Below are 15,967 nucleotides of genomic sequence, written 5' to 3'. Positions count from 1 at the left end.
AGTCGGGGAAGCTATAATGAAAGCGATTACAATGAAGGGGGAGCACAACATGACAAAGAGGGGTAGATGTTACGGCTTTACAATTTTGCTTGTGTTTGCGCTGATTTTGGGAGGATGCGGCGGAAACACGGCTTCAAATAAAGCCGCGAACGAAAAAGACTTTAAACCTTCGAAAGCAATTGAGGTCGTTGCGCCTGCCGGAGCCGGCGGGGGATGGGATACAACGGCCAGAACGATCTCGAAAATTTTAGGTGAAGAAAAATTGATTGAAAAGATGGCTGTCGTCAATAAACCGGGCGGCGGGGGAGCGTCGGGATGGTCGTATGTCCACCGCAAAAAAGGTGATAACCATACGTTGTTTGTTACATCTCCGCCGATTTTGTTCGTGCCTTTAAACGGACAATCCCAGTACGGTCACAATGATTTTACGCCGATCGCAAGCGTGATTGCCGACTACGGAGCGTTTGTCGTTCATAAAGATTCGCCTTATCAGTCGATGACAGATCTTGTGGATGCGCTGAAAAAAGATCCGAAAAAAGCCTCTATTGTAGGGACTTCTTCTCCGGGAAGCATGGACCACATGCAATTTGTCAGCGCTGTTCAAAAGGCTGGCGTTGATGCGAAAGAGCTGAAATACATTACGGCGCAAGACGGCGCCGGGATGAGCATGCTGCTCGGTAAAAAAGCCGACGTCTACTCGACGGGTGTCGGTGAAGCGGCCGAACAGGCGCGCGCCGGAAAAGTCAGAGTGCTGGCCATCACCGCTCCCGAACGCATGAAAGGAGATACGGTCAAAGATTTTCCGACCTTAAAAGAGCAGGGAATCGATGATGAATTTACGGTCTGGAGAGGATTTATGGGACCTCCGGGAATGAGCGAGTCCGCCGTAAAATATTATGAAGAAAAAATCAAAGAGATGATGGAAAAAGACAGCTGGAAATCGATTCGGGACAGCTATGGATGGACGGATAAGTTTATGGGCCATCAAGAATTCAAAGACTATCTTGACGCTCAATATAAAGAAATGGAAGCGCTCCTTGATGATATCGGATTGGGTGGCAAATAAAATGGTCTCCGCGCGGTTGCCGGTATGGGAAAGCGACTTAAAAGCTTTGCCCGGCACAGCCGGCGACCGGCAAGCTGAAATCGAGAAAGGCTGGTGTAAACCATGAGAATCACAAACCGGGCCGTTTCTGTCATCATTTTGGCTGTGGCAGCCATTTACCTGGCGTTCAGCTTTAATTTAGACAGCTATCCGTACGCGGTGATCGATGCGGACGTGCTGCCGAAAAGTTTAGGCATATTGCTTCTCATTTTGGGTGTATTTCTGTTTTTTGAAAAAGATCAAAAAGATACAACGGTGAAAAAGCTGTTTCAGCTGAAGAAAAAAGACGTCAAGGTCATGATGCTCTGTGTTGCTTCTCTGTTGATCTACATTTCGATTTTGGAATTCATCGGATTTTTGCTTTCTACGGTAATGCTGCTGATCGTTTTGCCCGCGGTGTTGGGATATCGAAATTGGACAACGGCTGCGCTCGTTTCACTGATTTTCAGCGGCACAATTTATTTTTCATTCAACTATGTGCTCAACATCATGCTTCCGCAGGGGGTTATGCCTTTTTAATCGAACATAAGGAGGAAAGTGCATGTTAGATAGTATATTATACGGATTTCAGGTGGCGCTGACTCCGCAGAATATCATGTTCGCTTTTATCGGGGTGCTGATCGGGACGGTTATCGGGATGCTGCCCGGGCTTGGGCCGATCACTGCGATTGCCATTATGATCCCGTTAAGTTACGGAATGGACCCGGCCTCCGCGTTAATTTTGATGGCGGGTGTCTATTACGGAGCGGTCTTTGGCGGTTCGACGTCATCGATTCTGTTAAATGCCCCCGGAGTAGCGGGCACTGTCGCAACATCGTTTGACGGCTATCCGATGGCAAAGCAGGGGAAAGCGGGAAAAGCCCTTGCCATCGCTGCAATTTGCTCCTTTGCAGGCGGAACGATCACCGTAGTTGCGCTGATGCTCGTCGCACCGACAATGGCAAACATTGCGGTGACATTTGGACCGACAGAATATTTTGCATTGATGATGCTCGGCTTGGTGGCAATTTCAAGCCTTTCCGAAGGATCGACAGTCAAGGCGCTGATTTCTGCGACATTGGGCTTTATGACCGCTACCATCGGGATTGATCCGCAGACGGGGACCGAACGGTTTACATTCGGTGTGGCAAGCCTTCTGGAAGGCATCGATTTTCTGATCGTGGCTCTTGGTTTGTTTGCACTTGCTGAAGTTGCGTTCTTGATCAAGACGCGGAACAAGCCGATGACGGAAGGAGCGTCTCAGGTCGGCAGCCTGAAGGTGACGAAAAGCGAAATGAAAGAGATTTCGGGACCGATCGCAAGGCATTCGGTCATCGGATTTTTGCTCGGCATCCTGCCCGGTGCAGGGGCGACAATTGCATCATTTATTTCTTATATTACAGAGAAGAGAATCTCAAAACATCCTGAAACGTTTGGCAAGGGAAATATCAAAGGGGTCGCAGCACCTGAGACTTCGAACAATGCGGCAACGAGCGGCGCATTCGTACCCCTTCTGACACTCGGGATTCCCGGATCAGGAACAACGGCCGTCCTGCTCGGCGCCCTTTTGGTCGTCGGCGTTCAGCCGGGACCGCTCATGCTGACGGATCATCCCGACGTGTTCTGGGGCGTGATCGCAAGCATGTATATCGGCAATTTATTTCTGCTGATTTTAAATTTGCCGTTAATTCCTTTCTTGTCAAAAATTCTTCTGATTCCGAAGCAGCTTTTAATTTCGCTCATATTTGTTTTCTGCCTGATCGGCGTCTATGCTGTGACATTTAATGTCGTGCATCTTTATATTCTGGTGTTCTTCGGAATCCTCGGGTATTTTATGAGAGTGCTGTCTTTTCCGGCGGCTCCGTTTATTTTAGCTTTTATTCTCGGAAGTTTGATGGAAGAATCGTTTAGACAAGCGATGACGCTGTCATCAGGAAGCCTGTCCGTGTTTTTTGAAAGTCCCGTCACAATCGGTTTATTGATTACGGCTCTTTTGTCGCTCATCGTACCGCCGATTTCCCGGGCAATGAAGAACAAAAATAAAAAGTCGATCGATTTGGAAGGCTGAGCTTTTGATGTCCGGAACGCTACGTTTCCGGACTTTCATTTTTCACAGGCTTGTAGCGGCGTTCGGGACGTCCGACGGTTCCATAGAAAAGTTCTGTTTTTACATGCTTTTCCGCAGCTAAAAATTCTAAATAGCGCCTTGCGGTCGTCCGGCTGACACCGATGGTGCGCCCGAGGTTTTCGGCGGTGATGCCATCGCTGTTTTCGCTTTTGTTTAAAACGCCGGCTACTTTTTTCAGCGTCAGGCCGTCGATTCCTTTCGGATAATCGGCTTCAGCGGTTTGTTTTTCTTTCATGATGCTTCGCCTTTTTGCCATCAAGCTGTCAACGTCTGTCTGATCGATTGAAGACATTTCATTTACCTTGAGCCGGTAGGACCGATAGTTTAACAGCGTTTCTTTCAGCCTGGAAAACATAATCGGCTTGATCAAATAATCGACGGCTCCCGCGCGAATCGCCTGTTCGACATACTCAACTTCTTTCGCCGCCGTAATCATCATGACGTCTGTATGTCTGAGCTTTTGTCTGATCAGCCAGAGAAGCTCCATGCCTGAGCCGTCCGGCAGAAAAATGTCGAGCAGGACAAGGTCGGGCTTCACGTCCGGAAGCAAATCCTTTGCATCTTGAAAATTTTCTGCGATTCCAATAACAGAAAATCCTTCAATTTTGCTGATCAGTTTTTGATGTATGTCAGCGTTCCTGATGTCATCCTCCACGATAAACACTTGTAATGCTTTCATAGGTCAGTCCCCCAGCGTTTCTCTATTTGGTATCACGACAGTAAACAATGCTCCGCCAAGGTCGCTTTTATCCGCTTTGATTTGTCCGTTTAACGCATTGACGGCTTCTTTAACTAAAAAGAGGCCGAGACCGCGGTGATTAGCCGCTTTTGTCGAATAAAACTTTTGAAAGATCCGCTCCTGTTCCCCCTCGGGAATACCGTCTCCCGAGTCTTCGACTTCAATTAAGATGTGATCTCCCCCGTCTGACAAGAAGACAAGGATGCTGCGGTCTTTTTTGTGGGAAACGGCGTCAAAAGCATTCTCAATCAAATTTCCTAAAATCGTAATGAATTTGCCTTTGTCCATTTCGTCCGGCAAAGCGTCCAATTTTGAGCTTTCATCGATTTCCAGGTTGATGTGCAGCTCTTTTGCACGGTTGACCTTTCCCAGCAGCAACCCGGAAAGAAGCGGATCAGGAATCGAATGGATGAGAAATCGCAGCATTTCCTGATGGCTTTTGTTCTCTTTTTGGATCAATTCGAGCGCTTCAGAATAGCTTTCCAGCTGGATCAGTCCCGCGATTGTGTTCAGCTTGTTTGAATATTCGTGGGTCTGGGCTCTCAGACCTTCCGCGTATTGCGAAGTTTGCGCCAGCTTTTTGGAGAGTTCGTCAATGTCCGTCTTTCTCCTGAAGCTTGCAACGGCCCCGCGGATTTTTTCGTTTTCGAAAATCGGCACTCTGTTGACGATTAATTCTTCATTTCCGATCGTTAATTCCTGATCTTTTTGCGCCGTTTTCGTTTTCATCACTTCGGGGAGCAGCGTATCTGGAAGAAGCTCGGAAATCGGTTTGCCGAGCCACTGATCTTCGCTTTCGACGCGAAGGAGCTCACACGCTTTTCTATTCAAGAGCGTGATTTCTTCATGTTTGTTGATGGCGATCAAGGCCTCGTGCACAGATTCTGTAATCGCCTGTTTTTCAGTATATAATTGATTAATTTCATAAGGTTCAAGACCGAAAATGGACTTTTTGACATTGCGGGAAATATAGACGGCTCCCAAAACCCCCATCAGCACGACAAATCCTAATAAAAATATTAATTTTGTCTGATATTGAGAGACGGTATCCTGAATATTTTCTTTTAAAAAACCGACTGAGATGATTCCGACGATTTTGCCGTTTTCATGAAGGATCGGGGCTTTGCCCCTGATGGCTGGGCCAAGCGTGCCGACGGCTTCCGAAATATATGCTTCCCCTTTTTCAAGAGCGCGCTGATTGTCTCCGCCGACCATCGGTTTGCCGATTTTTCCCGGGTCCGGATGAGCATAGCGAATCGCATCCGCCGAGCCGATCACAATGTATTGCGCACCGGACTGCTTTCTCGCGTTTTCTGCAATTGGCTGAAGGATTCGGGACGGATCGTCCGTTTCAAAGGCTTCCTGGACGGAAGGCATCTGGGCGAGCGTTTTCGCCATATCGAGCGCTCTGGCTTGAATTTGTGTTTTTAACGAATTTTCTAAAATGATTAAATAGAGGCCGCTCATAACAGAAAGCAAGATGAATAGCAGGGTGAGAATCAGCAATGTAAGCTTGGTGGTCAGCTTCCGTTTGATGTCAAAAACTCCTTTTCTAAAAATTTCGAGTTCTATAATACTACTTTATATAAAATCAGCCTGAATTTGAAGCGTTTTCAAAAAAAGGAAAGCTTCCGCGCATGTTGAATACTTGATCAAACAGGAAGGAGAGAGACAATATGTTCAGTGCAATGATCGATCAAGAAGAGATCATCTGTCTTGCCGACGGATACAAAACCGAAGATCTCAAGCGATTGAGAAAACGACATTTATTTTACTGTCCGGTTTGCCGGTGTGAACTCGACCTGAAAGTCGGTGCCGTCAAGCTCCCACACTTCGCTCATAAGCCGGGTGCAGCATGTCCGGTGCCTCATGAACCGGAGAGCTCCTATCACCTGAAAGGAAAACGGCTGTTGTACGAATGGCTCGGCAGACAAGGCTTCCGCCCGGTGCTTGAACCGTATTTGCAAGAGATCAGACAAAGGCCCGATTTGCTTCTGGAATACGGAACCCGCCAGGTTGCAGTTGAATTTCAATGTGCGAATCTCGATGCGGCAGCGTACCGAAAAAGAACGGACGGCTTTCTCAAACTGGGAATCGAGCCGTTGTGGATTCTGGGCGGTAACCGGGTAAGACGCTTGGCGAGGAGTTTTTTTCAGCTTTCAGGGTTTCACTGGCAGTTCGCTCAGAAAAGGGATAAGCCTCCTAAGCTCCTGTTTTTTTGCCCCGAACAAAAGGCTTTCATCATCCTCGAACACTTGATTCCCTTTCAAACAAACAAAACATCCGCATCCTTGCGTTTTCTCCCACTTGCTGAAGCAGGCTGGCATGATTTAACCGCATGGGAAAACTGTTCGCCTCTCCAGCTTAAAGGTTGGAAAGAAAACATCCGCAGCTTTCGAATGTCGACCGTGCGTTTTTTATCAAAAGAAGCGAAGCAGATGGCCGAGCTCTTTTATGAAAAGTACCGGCTCCATCTCCCGTTTTTCCCCTCAGAAGTCTTTCTCCCGGTGCCGTCAGGCTATATTTTTGCCCACCCGGTTTATGTGTGGCAAGGGTACCTTTTCTTATTTATAACGAAGCATGATACGTTTCGCCTGCAGTCTGCGGTTCATTATATGGACTGGCTCGTCAAGGGCAAAAGGCTGAAGCTGAGATGGAGCGGGCAGCAAACGGCTGCTGATGCCGTTTGTGAATATATTTGTTTTTTGCATAAAAAAGGATTTTTGGAGAGGAAAGAGGAATTTTATTATTCCGCGGGTCCTGTTGCTCCGGAGCCGCGGCTGGAGGCGCTGTTAAAAAGGGATGAACATTATTTTTCCGAATGATTATCAAGCCTTTCGTTCAACCTAAAGAAAGGAAGGTGGTGTCCGGGCTGTTTCAGATCAAAAGATATGTATTTTATTTTTTAACGGCGGGATTTTGCGTCTTTTTTTTCGCATATGATTTGACAAAAGACGGTGAAAAAACAGAAGATAAACACAATACAAGTTTATTGGACAACAATGGACTTGGAGTAAAGAAAGCGAGGGGATTGACAGTGGCTGAAGAAAAAAAATCGAAGAAACTGCCTTCAAGAGAAGAGGTGAAGCAAGAAGACACGTGGAGACTTGAGGATATCTTCCCGTCAGATGATGCTTGGAGCGAGGAATTTCAAGCCGTTAAAGAACTGCTGCCCAAGCTTTCCGAATTCAAGGGCAGGCTCGGCCATTCCGCCGATGATCTATATGAAGCGCTGACTTATCAGGATAAGGTGATGGAGCGTCTCGGGAAGCTGTATACTTACGCTCACATGCGCTATGATCAGGATACTGGAAATTCTTTTTACCAAGGTCTCAATGATAAAGCGGCCAACCTCTATACCCAGGCAGCGAGCGCAACGGCCTACATGGTGCCGGAAATACTATCGATTCAGGAAGAAAAGCTTCAGCAGTTCCTGCTGGAAAAAGAGGAGTTAAAGCTTTACTCGCATGCTCTCGAAGAAATCAATAAAGAGCGTCCTCACGTACTGAGCGAGGAGGAGGAAGGGATTTTGGCCGAAGCGTCTGATGTTCTTTCGTCTTCTTCCAACACGTTCGGCATGTTGAATAACGCCGATATGGAATTTCCGGAGATCACCGATGAAAATGGAGAAAAGGTACAGCTCACACACGGCAATTATGTCACCTTTTTGGAAAGCGAGAACCGCGATGTCCGCCGCGCGGCATTCAAGGCGGTTTACGAAACATACGGCCGCTTTAAAAACACGCTCGCTTCCACGCTCAGCGGAGCTGTGAAAAAAGACAACTTTTATGCGAAGGTTAAACATTATAAATCGGCGCGGGAAGCTGCTTTGTCGCGAAACAGCATTCCTGAAGAAGTCTATGACAATCTTGTCAGCACGATCAACAAGCATCTCCCGCTTCTTCACCGCTATGTTGAGCTTAGAAAAAAAGTGCTTGAGCTTGATGAGGTACACATGTATGACCTGTATACTCCGCTGGTAAAGGACTCTGGAATGAAAGTTACCTACGAGCAGGCCAAGGACTATATGCTAAAAGGTTTGACGCCTTTAGGGGAAGAATATTCATCCATCCTGAAAGAAGGCTTGAACAACCGCTGGGTCGATGTGTATGAAAACAAAGGAAAACGAAGCGGCGCTTATTCTTCAGGAACTTACGGAACAAATCCGTATATTTTGATGAACTGGCAGGACAACGTCAATAATTTGTTTACGCTCGTCCATGAATTCGGCCATTCCGTGCACAGCTACTATACGAGAAAATATCAGCCTTACCCGTACGGAAACTACAGCATTTTCGTAGCCGAAGTAGCTTCTACGACGAATGAAGCACTTTTGGGAGAATACTTGCTGAATACAATCGACGATGAAAAACAGCGGCTCTACATTTTGAATCATATGCTTGAAGGCTTCAAAGGAACGGTTTTCAGACAAACGATGTTTGCCGAATTTGAACATGAGATCCATAGCAAAGCCCAGGAAGGGGAACCGCTGACACCTGAGCTGTTAACGAGCATCTACTATGATTTGAATAAGAAATATTTCGGTGACAATATTGAGATTGATAAGGAAATCGGTCTTGAGTGGTCAAGAATACCGCATTTCTATTACAATTATTATGTGTATCAGTATGCGACAGGCTTCAGTGCAGCTCAGGCACTCAGTCAGCAGATTTTAAAAGAAGGCAAATCGGCTGTTGACCGCTATATTGAGTTCTTGAAAGCGGGTAGCTCGGATTATCCGATTGAAGTGCTGAAAAAAGCCGGTGTTGATATGACATCTTCGGAGCCGATCGAAGCTGCGTGCAAAAAGTTTGAAGAGCAGCTGAACGAAATGGAAGAACTTTTGCAAAAAGTCAATCATTCATAATAGGCGAGTATATAGAAGAGGCTGCCGGTCATACCGGCAGCCTTGTTCGCGATGAGGTCAAAAACCTTTAAATGTTTTGCGGTGGTTGAGGCGGCTGAGCGTAAAAAGGATTGATATAAATAAGAGAGGGGACGTAATATAAAGGGGAAACATATTCATCAAACCTAAAATATTCAAGACGAAAAAAAATAATATTGATGCAAGTCCTAAAATGATCTGAAGCATAAAAACCCTCCTAAGGACTGATAAAATTTCACAGGGGGAGACGATGCGCAAAAAGGCAGCAAAACCGGGCGCCAGTTCGCATAAATCGCGGTATGGCAACGTGCGGCGGGCTCGTTTTCTTTGTTACTTTGATCATATGATTGACATCTATCTTTTATGTTTTTGTGACAAAAATGTGAAAACTAATGAAATCAGTTGTCAAAACTCGACATGATTTGATATTATAAAGATGTGAAATTGATCACAAACAAACATTTACCCCTTTGTTTGACCGTGAAAAATTTCTCCCATCCCCTTTGTTGTCGTTAAGACATAATTAGAAACCGCGCTTATCCCGGCGCGGTTTCTTACTGCTTCAAAAAGGAACGTGCGTTCGTTTTAGCGCAAAAAAAAACACGGGAGAAACCCGTGCTATTTTTCGCATTGATAAAGCGGTCCAGCATCATGATGTCCGTTTATATAGCGCCAGAACATGCCGTGTTTCGCTTCCACTCTTTCGACTTTGCGGGCGAACGCGAGCTTTTTCATTTCCCGTTCCACCTCTTCCAGCGTCCAGTCGTAAACGACGGCAATTTCTTTGTCGGCTACAAATTGAAAGTATTCGATAAAAAGTTCGAGCGGAGGTGTTTGCGAAGGCTTCGGCTCATCGCCGAGCATCTCAAACAATACTTCTTCGTAAATCTCGTATGAATAATTTCCGGTTACTTTTAAGCCTTCTCCTTCGCGGAGACTGTTAAAAAACGTAAGAGTCGGGACAGATGCCACTTCCATTTCGGCAGCGATTTTCAAATCGCATTGCAGGGCTTTCACGGCGCTCTGCGAATGAAGATCCCTTTTAAATTCCTCCAGATCGAGCTGTGTATGCTCTGCGATCGCCAGCAGCACCTGTTCTTCGGTGATATCCTGCCGATTGAGAAACAGGCTTTCCTGCATGCATCTCAAAAACTGCAGCCCTGCTTTTCTGCCTTGCAGTTCCGCCGCTTTTAAAGCGAGTGAAGCGAGGTATGGTGCGGAGAGCGCTTTGTCATGCAGGAGCGTCCCGTCACAAGACATGCCTGATCTGCATGCGATCTTTTCCCATGCCTCTGCGAGGCGGTGCTTTTTACGTTTCTGAACGTTCAGCGCTGTGATGCTGCATGCGGCGATGATCCTTAGTGTGAAAAAACGGCCGTAGCGGATTTTCAACTTTTTGATCGCCGGCTCCAAAGCCCAGCATTCAGGAGACAAAGGGTCGACAAACATATAAATTTCCATCGGTTTTTGCGGATGTCCATGGCAATGGGAGAAAAATTGGTCACGCTGATTTAGTGTCAATGTGAACCATCCTCCATTTTAGGCTGATTTACCATATGTCTGGCTGTCAATGTCAGCCTTTCAAAAAGAAATTCCCTTATTTCGCCCTTTAAACCGACATGATCCATTGCCTCTTTCATACACGAAAGCCATGCGTCCGCCCGTTCCGGTGTGATTGGAAACGGCAGGTGCCGCGCCCTCAGCATCGGGTGTCCGTGTTCTTCTGTATAAAGCGGCGGACCGCCTAAATATTGCGTTAAAAATTGCTTCTGTTTTCTTGCCGTTTCCGTTAAGTCGTCCGGAAAAATCGGGTAGAGCAGCGGATGCCGCTTTACACGCTCATAAAAAGTATCAACAAGTTGCGATAGAAGCTCTTCTCCAATCGCTTCATAAGGTGCGTTAAACGATTGTCCCATGTTGACTACTCCTTTTAATATGGCTAATAGGAAAATATACCGATTCCTATCGCAAAAAAATATTTATCTTGTGCATCATTTATTATTTCACGATTGTATATACTTATTTTAGCAACCTCGTTCCATTTCTACAAACAAACCGACTTCTGCCTGCGGGCGAAAATCGCTGATTTTGTTTCAAATATCATATCATATTCGCTTCTTAAATGTGTATTTTTAATACCGGGAGGATCAAAGAGGAAGTAAATGAGGACAAAAAAAGCCGGAAAGCGTCCTTTCCGGCTTAAGCATAGTAATTTGAGGTGATTCTTTTTACATAATTTTGCGTTTCTTTAAAAGGGGGAATGCCTCCGTATTTTTGGACATTTCCCGGTCCGGCATTGTAGGCCGCTAATGCGAGGTTCACATTCCCGCTGTATTTATCGAGCATCTGCTTTAAGTATTTTGTTCCGCCTTCTATATTTTGTACGGGGTCAAAAGCGTTATTCACGCCAAGCGCTTTCGCCGTTGACGGCATGAGCTGCATCAGGCCCATGGCGCCGGCCGGGCTGACCGCTTTTTCCTGGTAGCGCGATTCCTGCTTGACGACGGCATGAATCAGCTTCTCATCGACTCCGTATTTTTCTGCGGCGTTTTTGATGATCTGGTCAATGCTCTGATTTTGGCCGCCGAAAGAGACGGGTTTCGCTGCGGCAGATGGGACGGCCGCAATTGCCGCAGGCTTTTCGGCTGTCAGCGGCGCCTGGAGCTGAGACCCTGTCGACACGGCCGGAACAACCGCGGGCTGTGAAGACTCCAAACCGCCGACATTGCTTAAATATTGGTTTAAAATCGAGCTGAAATCAAAACCAGCATCTTCGGGACCGCTGTCTGAAGCCGGATAAAACGACCGTATCGCCTGGAGTTCCAAGAGGGCGGCCAAATGGTTGACGTTCATTGTTTTCCCACCTTATTGATCTTTAAGTTTTTGTTCATAAAATCGGACGATTTTATTTTTGGTTTCACGCTCAGGGATGCCGAACGATTTCAGCAGTTCAGAGAAATCCCGTTTTCCGCGTTCATAGTCTGTCACTTCGAATTCAACTTCAAAGTCTTCTACCATTAAGTATCGGCTGTGATCCAAAACAATTAAGCCCTGCGGCAATTTTTTTTCTGCACGGCTTGTTGCAAGCGTTCCGAAAAGGATGAGCTCGTCCGGTTGAATGCCGAGGCGCTTCAGGCGATCGTATACCGGTCCATGCGGAATCGTGAACGTTTCAAATTCGGGATTCCCGGTCAGCTCCTGGTGGGTTTCCATCAGACCTACAGGTGCCGGCTCTTTTAATGTCAGTACATATCGCTGCTGTTTTTCGCGAATTCTTAAAGCCGCTCCTTTTTCTTTTAAAGAAAAGGAGGACGTATCGTAATAATGGTTTTTTTGTATAACAAATTGCTCGGAAGTAAATTGATAATATGATTTGATTTTCTCAAATTCTTTTTTTGTCAGCATATTTTTAAATTCGATTTCAAGTTCCTGGCTCATTCTTTAATTTTTTCATCCTCTCAGCTGGTAAAATTGCATTTTCCTTATTATCTCTTGAGAAGGAACGTTTATCAATATTGAAGCTGATATGATAAAATGAATCTGTACTTTTATTGTAAAGGAGAGCATTATGCAGAACAGAATTGAGATTACAGAAGCCAATCTGCGAAACGACCGGCTGGTGTTGACCAGCGAAATCAATGACGGAGCGGAGCGGAAACCGGCCGGACGCATGCTGACAGACTCCGATCATTTTGCATTTGTATACATACTTGAACAGGACGATTCCTTTGAATACGTCATTTTAAACGAAGGCATCTGGTCCGATCTTAAAGCGGCCCTCGACGCCAATCTTCCTGTGTTTTTACATATCGGAAACACGGAGCTGGAGCTTAACGGGTTCCATGATGAGCTCGGATATTTAATAGAGAATATTAAAGATAATGCAAATTATGGCGAAGAAATGGAAGAGAGAGTGAAACGGATATTCCTCTAGAAAAAAAGGCGATGAAATTGGGGGAAGGTTTATGGACGAAAAACAATGGGAGCAATTTTTAGCGCCGTACCGGCAGGCTGTTGAAGAGTTGAAAGTGAAGCTGAAAGGGATCCGGACCCTTTACGAATACGAGGAGGAACATTCGCCGATCGAATTCGTGACAGGGCGGGTGAAGCCTGTTCCGAGTATTCTTGAGAAGGCCAAGCGGAAAAACATTCCTCTGCACAACATTGAAAGCATGCAAGATATTGCCGGGCTCAGAATCATGTGCCAATTTTTTGAGGATATTCGCATTGTCGTCGATATGCTTCTGGCGAGAAAGGACTTCACGGTCGTGGATAAGCGCGACTATATCGCGGAACATAAAGAGAGCGGCTACCGCTCCTACCACCTCGTCGTGCTGTACCCTTTGCAGACAATCAACGGGGAAAAACAGATTTTGGTTGAAATTCAAATCCGGACGCTGGCGATGAATTTTTGGGCGACAATCGAACATTCTTTAAATTATAAATACAGCGGCAACATTCCGGAAAAAGTAAAATTAAGGCTTCAAAGAGCTTCTGAAGCAGCATCAAGGCTCGATATGGAAATGTCCGAGATCAGGGGCGAGATTCAGGAGGCTCACGTGGCATTTTCACGCAAGAAAAAGGATGAGGATGACGGTTAGGGGAAAGGAGATGGAATGATGAAGTTTGCGGTATCGTCCAAAGGAAATGATGTTTCCGATTCATTAAAAAGCAAAATTCAAACATATCTGCTCGACTTCGGTCTTGAATGCGATGAAGAAGAGCCGGATATCGTCATTTCCGTCGGCGGTGACGGAACGCTTTTATACGCATTTCACAAATACAGCGGCCGCCTCGACAAAACGGCCTTTGTCGGGGTTCATACAGGACATCTCGGCTTTTATGCCGACTGGGTGCCGACCGAGATTGAAAAACTCGTAATCGCGATTGCGAAAACGCCGTATCAAATTGTTGAATATCCGGTTTTGGAAGTTATCGTCCGCTACAATGACGGCAGCGATGAAGCGAGATATTTGGCGCTGAACGAATGTACGATCAAGAGCATCGAAGGGACGCTTGTGACAGATGTCGAAATTAAAGGGGAACTTTTCGAAACGTTCCGCGGCGACGGCCTTTGCTTATCGACCCCATCGGGAAGCACGGCATATAACAAGGCGCTCGGCGGTGCGATTATTCATCCGTCCATCAGAGCGGTCCAGCTGGCTGAAATGGCGTCGATCAACAACCGGGTGTTTCGGACGGTCGGATCGCCGCTCATTCTGCCTGAGCACCACACTTGTTTAATTAAACCGATTAATGATGTGACGTTTCAAGTCGCGATTGACCATTTGACATTGCTGCATAAAGACGTCAAGTCAATTCAATGCCGCGTCGCAAACGAAAATATCAGGTTTGCCCGCTTTCGGCCGTTTCCGTTTTGGAAAAGGGTCCAGGATTCCTTTATCGGAAAAGGAGAATAGGAAGGTTTGCTGTGAGCGATTTTTTGATGAAACAGATCATAACAGAAGAGGACAGCGGGGTTCTTTTGAAAGAATACGTCCAGCGACTGGGCATTTCAAAAAGGATGCTGACGGACATCAAATTCGGCGGCGGGGATCTTTTGGTAAACGGCGGGCATGTAACGGTCAGATACGTTCTTCAAAAAGGGGACGAGCTCGTCATACAGTTCCCTCCGGAAAAAATGAGCGAATCTTTGCGCCCGGAAGAAATTCCGCTTGATATTTTGTTCGAAGATGACCATGTCCTCGTATTAAATAAACAGCCATGCCTGTCGTCGATTCCCTCGCGCGAGCATCCATCAGGCAGCTTGGCGAACGGTCTGATTCATTATTACCAGCGGACGGGCGTCCGCGCGACCGTTCACCTGGTGAGCAGGCTTGACCGCGACACATCGGGTGTCATGCTTGTAGCCAAGCACCGCTTCGCCCACTCGCTTTTATCGGGACTGCAAAAAAAGGGAGCCGTCAAACGGCAATATCGGGCGGTCGTCCACGGTTTGATCGCAGAAGAGCAGGGAACGATCGATGCGCCAATCGGCAGAAAATCATCGAGCATCATCGAGCGTGCGGTGATCCCCGACGGGCAAAAAGCGGTGACGCATTTTTGGGTGAACAGGCGCTTCAGCGGTATGACGGATGTCTCCATCCGTCTGGAAACCGGGAGAACCCATCAGATCCGAGTTCACATGAGTCATATCGGATATCCTTTGTGCGGTGATACGCTGTACGGAGGAACCCGCGGCTTCATCAATCGGCAGGCGCTCCACAGTGAGACGCTGACGTTTTTTCATCCCTTCACAATGGAAGAGCTGACGTTTCAAGCGCCGGTTCCGCATGATATGAGTCAGTTGATAGAGAGCTGAATTAAGCTCTCTTTTTTTATGGCTCCATACGGAATCTTGACTCATCATAAGGCAATGAAGAGGGGACAGATTCGGTTGTCAGTTCGGGGTATCTGAAAGCGGTCAGCCTGTTGCCGAATACACAACCGGTATCGATATTGATCGTATGATGTATCATTCGCGGACGTTTGACAGGAGTGTGGCCGTACACCACCCACGGATCGCCTTTGTAATGAGCGGCCCAGTCCCGCCTGACCGGCCGTCCGTCAGGCAGCGTTTCTCCTGTAATATCTCCGTATAGCACAAACTGTTTTACTTTTCCGACAGGCTTTTTGCCGATGTCTTCCGCTTTGATGCCGGCATGTGCGACGACAAGTTCGCCGTTATGCAGGATCTCATAAAGCGGGGCGTTTTCATAAAGGCGCATGAAAAGGTCTCTGATATCCTTCTGTTTATGTTTCGGAAGGTTTCTGTATTCCGCCGCCGTCGTCTCCAGCCCGTGCTGCAGCTTCACCGGATTGCCTTTGAAAAAACGGTACAGCTTATTGCAGTGATTGCCGGGCACATATCGCACAGCTCCTTCTTCAACGGCCCGTCCTACAAATTCAACGACCTCCAGCGATTTTGGCCCTCTGTCTGTTAAATCCCCGAGAAAGACAAGTGTTCTGTTTTCCGGATGAACGGGAAACCCCGATGACAGCGAGTAACCGAGCTTTTCAATCAGCGCAATCATTTCGTCATAGCACCCGTGAATATCGCCGATTACATCATATTTCATGCGTTTTCTGCCTCCTGTCTGCGTATGTATATACATTGCCCAGTCCATATAT

The 15,967-nt window shown here is 46.7% G+C and carries 17 protein-coding genes; 9 read left to right on the top strand and 8 right to left on the bottom strand.

Annotated elements, in window-relative coordinates; translation table 11 throughout:
- Nucleotides 1–49 precede the first annotated feature (49 nt).
- The 3 genes from M1E06_RS15160 (at nucleotide 50) to M1E06_RS15150 (ending at nucleotide 3,152) form a co-directional block, all read left to right on the top strand.
- On the top strand, nucleotides 50–1,066 hold the full coding sequence (locus tag M1E06_RS15160) for a tripartite tricarboxylate transporter substrate binding protein (protein WP_223254839.1): 1,017 nt from the start codon (nucleotides 50–52) through the stop codon (nucleotides 1,064–1,066).
- A 102-nt stretch (nucleotides 1,067–1,168) separates the two neighbouring features.
- Nucleotides 1,169–1,624 (top strand): tripartite tricarboxylate transporter TctB family protein, encoded by a 456-nt coding sequence (locus M1E06_RS15155; RefSeq protein WP_025811638.1) that lies wholly within the window; start codon nucleotides 1,169–1,171, stop codon nucleotides 1,622–1,624.
- Between the two features lie 22 nt (nucleotides 1,625–1,646).
- Entirely contained in the window at nucleotides 1,647–3,152 is a 1,506-nt protein-coding gene (locus M1E06_RS15150) for a tripartite tricarboxylate transporter permease (protein ID WP_216904239.1), read from the top strand.
- 19 nt (nucleotides 3,153–3,171) lie between these two features.
- Here M1E06_RS15150 and M1E06_RS15145 read toward each other — a convergent pair whose 3' ends face one another.
- Nucleotides 3,172–3,891: a response regulator gene (locus M1E06_RS15145; protein WP_020450941.1), complete on the bottom strand. Its 720-nt coding sequence runs from the start codon at nucleotides 3,889–3,891 to the stop codon at nucleotides 3,172–3,174.
- A gap of 3 nt (nucleotides 3,892–3,894) precedes the next feature.
- The gene (locus tag M1E06_RS15140) at nucleotides 3,895–5,457 is read right to left on the bottom strand and encodes an ATP-binding protein (protein WP_456270546.1); all 1,563 of its coding nucleotides are present in this window, start codon (nucleotides 5,455–5,457) and stop codon (nucleotides 3,895–3,897) included.
- Between the two features lie 170 nt (nucleotides 5,458–5,627).
- On the opposite strand from M1E06_RS15140, the gene M1E06_RS15135 reads away from it, so the two are divergent.
- Both M1E06_RS15135 and pepF read left to right on the top strand, forming a co-directional pair.
- Entirely contained in the window at nucleotides 5,628–6,776 is a 1,149-nt protein-coding gene (locus M1E06_RS15135) for a competence protein CoiA family protein (RefSeq protein WP_154059120.1), read from the top strand.
- Nucleotides 6,777–6,988: 212 nt separating this feature from the next.
- Nucleotides 6,989–8,818: an oligoendopeptidase F gene (gene pepF, locus M1E06_RS15130; RefSeq protein ID WP_023856662.1), complete on the top strand. Its 1,830-nt coding sequence runs from the start codon at nucleotides 6,989–6,991 to the stop codon at nucleotides 8,816–8,818.
- Between the two features lie 57 nt (nucleotides 8,819–8,875).
- Here the strand turns inward: pepF and M1E06_RS15125 are convergent, their stop codons facing one another.
- From M1E06_RS15125 to M1E06_RS15105, 5 genes are all read right to left on the bottom strand, one after another.
- Nucleotides 8,876–9,043, bottom strand: a complete 168-nt coding sequence (locus M1E06_RS15125; RefSeq protein WP_023856663.1) for a hypothetical protein — start codon at nucleotides 9,041–9,043, stop codon at nucleotides 8,876–8,878.
- Nucleotides 9,044–9,454: 411 nt separating this feature from the next.
- Complete coding sequence (spxH, locus tag M1E06_RS15120; protein WP_003180650.1) at nucleotides 9,455–10,357, bottom strand: protease adaptor protein SpxH; 903 nt, start codon at nucleotides 10,355–10,357, stop codon at nucleotides 9,455–9,457.
- Complete coding sequence (locus tag M1E06_RS15115) at nucleotides 10,354–10,752, bottom strand: globin domain-containing protein (protein WP_003180652.1); 399 nt, start codon at nucleotides 10,750–10,752, stop codon at nucleotides 10,354–10,356. The genes spxH and M1E06_RS15115 overlap by 4 nt, the downstream gene beginning before the upstream one ends.
- A 283-nt stretch (nucleotides 10,753–11,035) precedes the next feature.
- The gene (locus tag M1E06_RS15110) at nucleotides 11,036–11,689 is read right to left on the bottom strand and encodes a lytic transglycosylase domain-containing protein (RefSeq protein ID WP_020450947.1); all 654 of its coding nucleotides are present in this window, start codon (nucleotides 11,687–11,689) and stop codon (nucleotides 11,036–11,038) included.
- Nucleotides 11,690–11,701: 12 nt separating this feature from the next.
- On the bottom strand, nucleotides 11,702–12,274 hold the full coding sequence (locus tag M1E06_RS15105; RefSeq protein ID WP_020450948.1) for a CYTH domain-containing protein: 573 nt from the start codon (nucleotides 12,272–12,274) through the stop codon (nucleotides 11,702–11,704).
- A gap of 130 nt (nucleotides 12,275–12,404) precedes the next feature.
- On the opposite strand from M1E06_RS15105, the gene M1E06_RS15100 reads away from it, so the two are divergent.
- The 4 genes from M1E06_RS15100 to M1E06_RS15085 are packed head-to-tail and all read left to right on the top strand — an operon-like array spanning nucleotide 12,405 to nucleotide 15,158.
- Nucleotides 12,405–12,770 carry a UPF0738 family protein gene (locus M1E06_RS15100; RefSeq protein WP_003180659.1) on the top strand — a complete coding sequence of 122 codons (366 nt, stop codon included), beginning with the start codon at nucleotides 12,405–12,407 and terminating at the stop codon, nucleotides 12,768–12,770.
- 31 nt (nucleotides 12,771–12,801) lie between these two features.
- On the top strand, nucleotides 12,802–13,437 hold the full coding sequence (locus tag M1E06_RS15095) for a GTP pyrophosphokinase (RefSeq protein ID WP_003180661.1): 636 nt from the start codon (nucleotides 12,802–12,804) through the stop codon (nucleotides 13,435–13,437).
- A gap of 18 nt (nucleotides 13,438–13,455) precedes the next feature.
- Nucleotides 13,456–14,256, top strand: a complete 801-nt coding sequence (locus M1E06_RS15090; protein WP_023856668.1) for an NAD kinase — start codon at nucleotides 13,456–13,458, stop codon at nucleotides 14,254–14,256.
- A gap of 26 nt (nucleotides 14,257–14,282) precedes the next feature.
- Nucleotides 14,283–15,158: an RluA family pseudouridine synthase gene (locus M1E06_RS15085; RefSeq protein ID WP_020450950.1), complete on the top strand. Its 876-nt coding sequence runs from the start codon at nucleotides 14,283–14,285 to the stop codon at nucleotides 15,156–15,158.
- 16 nt (nucleotides 15,159–15,174) lie between these two features.
- On the opposite strand, the gene prpE is transcribed toward M1E06_RS15085, so the two are convergent.
- Nucleotides 15,175–15,915, bottom strand: coding sequence for a bis(5'-nucleosyl)-tetraphosphatase PrpE (gene prpE, locus M1E06_RS15080; RefSeq protein WP_020450951.1), 741 nt, complete (start codon nucleotides 15,913–15,915; stop codon nucleotides 15,175–15,177).
- Nucleotides 15,916–15,967 lie beyond the last annotated feature (52 nt).

The sequence above is a fragment of the Bacillus sp. AK124 genome, assembly GCF_053903085.1.
The sequence above is the reverse complement of the archived record's forward strand: the minus strand, read 5'-3'. Positions and strand labels throughout refer to the sequence as shown.

Bases quoted from the DNA above. Each gene is read 5' to 3' on its own strand.
- M1E06_RS15160 (WP_223254839.1), top strand. From the start codon at position 50: ATGACAAAGAGGGGTAGATGTTACGGCTTTACAATTTTGCTTGTGTTT.
- M1E06_RS15155 (WP_025811638.1), top strand. From the start codon at position 1,169: ATGAGAATCACAAACCGGGCCGTTTCTGTCATCATTTTGGCTGTGGCA.
- M1E06_RS15150 (WP_216904239.1), top strand. From the start codon at position 1,647: ATGTTAGATAGTATATTATACGGATTTCAGGTGGCGCTGACTCCGCAG.
- M1E06_RS15145 (WP_020450941.1), bottom strand. From the start codon at position 3,891: ATGAAAGCATTACAAGTGTTTATCGTGGAGGATGACATCAGGAACGCT.
- M1E06_RS15135 (WP_154059120.1), top strand. From the start codon at position 5,628: ATGTTCAGTGCAATGATCGATCAAGAAGAGATCATCTGTCTTGCCGAC.
- M1E06_RS15125 (WP_023856663.1), bottom strand. From the start codon at position 9,043: ATGCTTCAGATCATTTTAGGACTTGCATCAATATTATTTTTTTTCGTC.
- M1E06_RS15115 (WP_003180652.1), bottom strand. From the start codon at position 10,752: ATGGGACAATCGTTTAACGCACCTTATGAAGCGATTGGAGAAGAGCTT.
- M1E06_RS15110 (WP_020450947.1), bottom strand. From the start codon at position 11,689: ATGAACGTCAACCATTTGGCCGCCCTCTTGGAACTCCAGGCGATACGG.
- M1E06_RS15105 (WP_020450948.1), bottom strand. From the start codon at position 12,274: ATGAGCCAGGAACTTGAAATCGAATTTAAAAATATGCTGACAAAAAAA.
- M1E06_RS15100 (WP_003180659.1), top strand. From the start codon at position 12,405: ATGCAGAACAGAATTGAGATTACAGAAGCCAATCTGCGAAACGACCGG.
- M1E06_RS15095 (WP_003180661.1), top strand. From the start codon at position 12,802: ATGGACGAAAAACAATGGGAGCAATTTTTAGCGCCGTACCGGCAGGCT.
- M1E06_RS15090 (WP_023856668.1), top strand. From the start codon at position 13,456: ATGAAGTTTGCGGTATCGTCCAAAGGAAATGATGTTTCCGATTCATTA.
- M1E06_RS15085 (WP_020450950.1), top strand. From the start codon at position 14,283: ATGAAACAGATCATAACAGAAGAGGACAGCGGGGTTCTTTTGAAAGAA.
- prpE (WP_020450951.1), bottom strand. From the start codon at position 15,915: ATGAAATATGATGTAATCGGCGATATTCACGGGTGCTATGACGAAATG.